Source organism: Nocardioides sp. (assembly GCF_031422975.1).
Taxonomy (GTDB): domain Bacteria; phylum Actinomycetota; class Actinomycetes; order Propionibacteriales; family Nocardioidaceae; genus Nocardioides.
The window spans coordinates 1-4,689 of the sequence record NZ_JANPEO010000576.1 but is presented as its reverse complement, the minus strand read 5'-3'; the positions used below and the strand labels follow the sequence as shown (position 1 = coordinate 4,689).

4 protein-coding genes are annotated in these 4,689 nt (G+C 72.2%); all 4 read left to right on the top strand.

The annotated features are described in order from the left end of the window. Positions 1-489: DUF6049 family protein (locus RMO85_RS17240; RefSeq protein WP_310529950.1), on the top strand; the 489-nt coding region annotated here is incomplete at its 5' end. Further along, the gene (murJ, locus tag RMO85_RS17235; protein ID WP_310529949.1) at positions 486-2,144 is read left to right on the top strand and encodes a murein biosynthesis integral membrane protein MurJ; all 1,659 of its coding nucleotides are present in this window, start codon (positions 486-488) and stop codon (positions 2,142-2,144) included. The genes RMO85_RS17240 and murJ, both read left to right, overlap by 4 nt. A 72-nt stretch (positions 2,145-2,216) precedes the next feature. After that, complete coding sequence (locus RMO85_RS17230; protein WP_310529948.1) at positions 2,217-4,091, top strand: hypothetical protein; 1,875 nt, start codon at positions 2,217-2,219, stop codon at positions 4,089-4,091. Further along, on the top strand, positions 4,088-4,684 hold the full coding sequence (gene sigM, locus RMO85_RS17225) for an RNA polymerase sigma factor SigM (protein WP_310529947.1): 597 nt from the start codon (positions 4,088-4,090) through the stop codon (positions 4,682-4,684). The genes RMO85_RS17230 and sigM overlap by 4 nt, the downstream gene beginning before the upstream one ends. The last annotated feature ends 5 nt before the right edge of the window (positions 4,685-4,689 follow it).

The window sequence follows — 4,689 nt, the reverse complement described above, 5'->3', positions numbered from 1 at the left end:
CGGACGAACGCCGACCGGGCCGCCGCCTCGACCCAGGCAGCGACCCGGTTCCAGTCCGACCCGCTGGGCAAGGTCAGCGTGGTCGCGCCGGACGCGGTCACCTTGTCGAGCCCGAGCGGCAACCTCGGCGCCGACGTCGTCAACGGCCTCGACCAGCCGGTGACCGTGCGGATCACCGTCCAGGCCGACGGCAGCCTGGAGCTCGAGGACCTGGGCCCCCTGCAGGTCAATGCCGGCGACCGGAAGCGGATCCTGCCGAAGGTCACGGCCAACCGCCCCGGCGTCCACCAGGTCCGCCTGGTCGTGACCGACTCCCAGGGCACACCGCTGGGCTCCGTCACGAACCTGCAGATCCGGGCCGCCGAGGTGAGCGGGCTGATCTGGCTGCTCCTCGCCGGCGGCGCACTCCTGCTCTTCGGCACCATCGCGATCAGGCTCGTGGGCCGCATCCGTGGGCGCGGTACGCCCGCCACCGAGCGAGTCGAATGAACGAGTCGAAGGCCCCACCGACCATGCTGGCCTCCAGCGCTGTGATGGCCGCCGGAACCGCCTTCTCCAGGGTCAGCGGCTTCCTGCGGGGTGCGCTGCTCGTCGCCGCCCTCGGACCCGCCCTGCGGGCCGACATCTTCAACGTCGCCAACACGCTGCCCAACATGATCTACATCCTCGTCGCGGGCGGCGTGTTCAACGCCGTGCTCGTGCCGCAGCTGGTGCGCGCCCAGAAGTCCGACGAGGACGGCGGCGACGCCTACGCCAACCGCGTCATCACGCTGGCCGCGTTGTTCCTGGCCGCGGTCACCCTCGTGCTGATCGTCATCACGCCCTGGGTGCTGCGCTTCTACCTCCCCGGCGCCTACGACACCCCCGCGCGGGCGGCGCACCTCCAGTCGATCATCGACCTGACCCGGCTGTGCCTGCCGCAGGTGTTCTTCTACGGGATGTTCGTGCTGGTCGGGCAGATCCTCAATGCCCGCGGCCGGTTCGGGCCGATGATGTGGGCCCCGATCGCCAACAACGCCGTCGCCGTCGCCATGCTGATCACCTATCTCGGCCTCTACGGCCGGGCCAGCTCGGGCGAGTGGCAACAGGCTCTCGGTCACAACCAGGAGCTGCTGCTCGGCATCGGCTCCACCCTGGGCATCGTTCTCCAGCTGCTGATCCTGGTGCCCTACCTCAAGGCCGCGGGCTTCAGCTATCGCCCGCGCTTCGACTTCCGCGACGAGGGCCTCGCCAAGACCCTGTCGCTCGGCGTGTGGACTGTCCTGTTCGTCATCGTCAACCAGCTCGCCTACTTCGTGGTGATCTACCAGGCGTCGGGCGGCACGGTGAAGGACCCGGACGGCACCGGCTACACCGTCTACTCCAACGCGTTCTTGATCATGATGGTGCCGCACTCGATCATCACCGTGTCGCTGGCGACCGCGATCCTGCCGACGATCTCGTCGTACGCCGCCGAGCACCGCCTGCCCGACATGGGTCGCGCCATCGGCTCCACCCTGCGCACGTCCCTGGCGCTCGTGCTGCCGATCGCTGCCCTGCTCGGGGTGCTCGCGTCCGACGTGTCCAACGTGCTCTTCGGCTGGGGCGTGGACGGCACTGCGCAGCGGTTCGCGCCGACGCTCGCGTTGTTCGCCCCGGGCCTGGTGTTCTTCACCATCCACTACCTGATGCTGCGCGGGTTCTACGCCCTCGAGCAGACGCGGCGGGTGTTCTTCATCCAGTGCGCGATCTCGGCGACCAACATCGCGATGGCCCTGCTGCTGGTCAGCCAGGTCGACGCACGCGACACCGCCCCCGCCCTGGCGCTGGCCTACCTGTCGGCGTACGTCGTCGGCTCGGCCATCAGCTACACCGCCCTGCGACACGTGCTCGGCGGCATCCAGACGCCGGCGCTGGTGCGCTTCCTGACCCGCATGCTCATCGCCGTCGCCTGCGCGGCCCTGGCCGCCTGGCTGGTCTCGTCCGGCATCACCCGTGCCCTCGGTTCGCTCGCAGACGACCCCGAGCCGTGGCTCTCGGCGCTGCGCGGAGGTCTCGCCGGGACGACCGGCCTCGTCGTCGTGGTGTTCCTGGCGCGCGCCCTGAGGATCCGCGAGGTCACCTCCGTCACCGACGTCGCGTTGGCCCGGCTGCGGCGCGGATGAGTCCTACCATGACGGTGACCGACGCCTGCCCGAGTGCACCGGGGCCCGAGACCGCAAAGAGTGAGGTGCCGCATGCCTGACTCTCTCCACGCCGGCGACCTGCTCGCGCGGCGCTACCGCCTCGACGAGTTGCTGACCGAGAGCGCGGGCGGCCGCTTCTGGCGCGCCCAGGACCAGGTCCTGGACCGACCGGTCGCCGTCCACATCATCGCCAGCTCCGACGAGCGTGCCGACGGCCTGCTCGAGGCTGCCCGGCGTACGGCGCCGCACCACGACCGCCGGTTGCTGCGTGTCCTCGACGCCGACCGGACCGAGGACCTGTGCTACGTCGTCAACGAGTGGGGAGAGGGCACCTCCCTCGACATCATGCTCGCCAGCACCGGCCCGCTGATGCCCCGGCGAGCAGCGTGGGTCGTCTCCGAGGTCGCCGACAGCCTGGCCCGCGCCCACGACGCCGGCCTCGACCACGGGCGGATGGTGCCGGAGAACGTCCTGATCGACCGGCAGGGACAGGTCCGCATCATCGGCTTCGCCGTCGACGCCGCCCTGCATGGCCTGCCACCGGGACGAGTGTCGGCCGACCTCATCGACACGGTCGCGGTGCTCTACGCCGCTCTGACCGGCAAGTGGGCCGGTGTCTCCACCTCCCTGCTGCCGCCCGCGCCGACGGTGCACGGCACCGTGCTGCGGCCACGGCGCGTGCGCGCCGGGATCCCGCGGCCGCTCGACGCGCTCTGCGACCAGGTCATCAGTCCGACCTCCGGGCAGACCCAGCGATCCACGCACGACCTGTCGAGGATGACCGGCGTGGCGGCTGCGCTGGCCGAGTTCGTCGGCGACCCGACCGGGATGGCGGAGGCTGGTTCATGGAGTGGGCCGAGCCCCACCCAACCGGTGCGGCGCACAGATCCGTTGCCGAGCGCCCCGCCCCCGGCCCCGCCCGCCGAGTCCTGGCCGTCCCCCAGGGCCACCGAGCCCGAGCCCGCACCGGGGCCCACCCCCGAACCCGTCGCCGAACCCGTCGTCGAACCCGTCGTCGAGCAGCCCGTGGAGCTCCCCACCCAGGCCGGCATCCCCGTGTTCGACGAGAACGACGACGTCGGCTGGATCCCCGCCCGCAGCGACTCCCCCGCTCCTCCCCCGCCGTTCGAGGACACGCCGGCCAAGCCGCTGTTCGCCCCCGAACCGCCCGAGGGCGAGCCCGTACGCCGTGCGCGACCGGGCACCGCCGCCGCCCAGTCCCCTGCGTACTGGCCCTGGGAGTCGACCGGTCCCGGCAACAACCCGGCGACCAGCACCGGCAGCGGCGTCCTCCCGTCGCCGGAGACGCGCGACGCACACGCCGGCATCGTGCCCGGTCGCAACTGGTTCCGGCTGGCCATGGTGATTGCGCTCGGGGTGCTCGTGCTCGTGGCCGCCGTCGCGGCCTATCAACTCGGCTCCGGGTCCGACGAGGAGCCCGCGGATCCCGCGAGCACCCAGCCGTCCCAGACGGCGACGCCCACTGCGTTCCCCGGCCTCACCGCCACCGACTTCGACCCGCAGGGCTCCGAGCCGCGCGAGGAGAACCCCGACCTGGTGGCACTGGCCCTCGACGGCGACCCGGCGACGTCGTGGTACACCTCGACCTACGCGCAGAACTTCGGTCCCGCGGGGCTCAAGGACGGTGTCGGCCTGGTGCTCGACCTCGGTGCCACGAAGGGCGTGCGTGAGGTCGACATCGCCACCCTGGGCGGGCCGACCGCCCTGTCGGTCTATGTCACCGCCACGGCGCCCACCGGGGTCGCCGGCCTCACCCCGGTCGGAACCGCTGCGGGCAACGGCGGGCTCGCGGTGAGCCTCGACGAGGCCGTGTCGGGTCGGTTCGTCACGATCTGGCTGACGTCGATGCCACCGGTGGAGGACGGGTTCCGCGGCACGATCGCCGACGTAGTGGTCCTGGGATGAGCGGCGAGCACAGCGATGCCGAACTCCTGGCGCGGCACGTCGCGGGCGACCCGGACGCGTTCGGCGAGCTGTTCGCACGCCACCGCGACCGGCTCTGGGCGGTCGCCCTGCGCACGATGGGCAACCCCGACGACGCCGCCGACGGGCTGCAGGAGGGGATGATCGCGGCCTTCCGCCGGGCTGGGTCGTTCCGCGGCGACGCCGCCGTGACGACCTGGCTGCACCGGGTCGTGGTCAACGCCTGCCTCGACCGATTGCGGGCGATGAAGGTCCGCCGCGCCGAGCCGCTGCCAGACGACCTCGAGGAGCGCGCGGACCGGGGCTCGCTGGTCAGCTCGACCGACGCCGGGCTCGACCCGGCGGAGCTGACCGTCGCCGACGAGCGCCGGCGGATGGTCCTCGCGGCGCTGAGGTCGCTGACCCCCGACCAGCGGGCCGCGCTGGTGCTGGTCGACATGGAGGGCTACTCCGTCGCGGAGGCCGCCCAGATGCTCGACGTGGCGGAGGGGACGGTCAAGTCGACCAGAACCAGCGCGGCCCGCTGGTCGGGGGGCAGCGACCTCAGCGCCGCGAGGACCGTCCGCCGGCGCTAGTCGGC

Excerpts from the sequence above, each read along its gene's own strand:
- murJ (WP_310529949.1), top strand. The coding sequence starts at position 486 with ATGAACGAGTCGAAGGCCCCACCGACCATGCTGGCCTCCAGCGCTGTG.
- RMO85_RS17230 (WP_310529948.1), top strand. The coding sequence starts at position 2,217 with ATGCCTGACTCTCTCCACGCCGGCGACCTGCTCGCGCGGCGCTACCGC.
- sigM (WP_310529947.1), top strand. The coding sequence starts at position 4,088 with ATGAGCGGCGAGCACAGCGATGCCGAACTCCTGGCGCGGCACGTCGCG.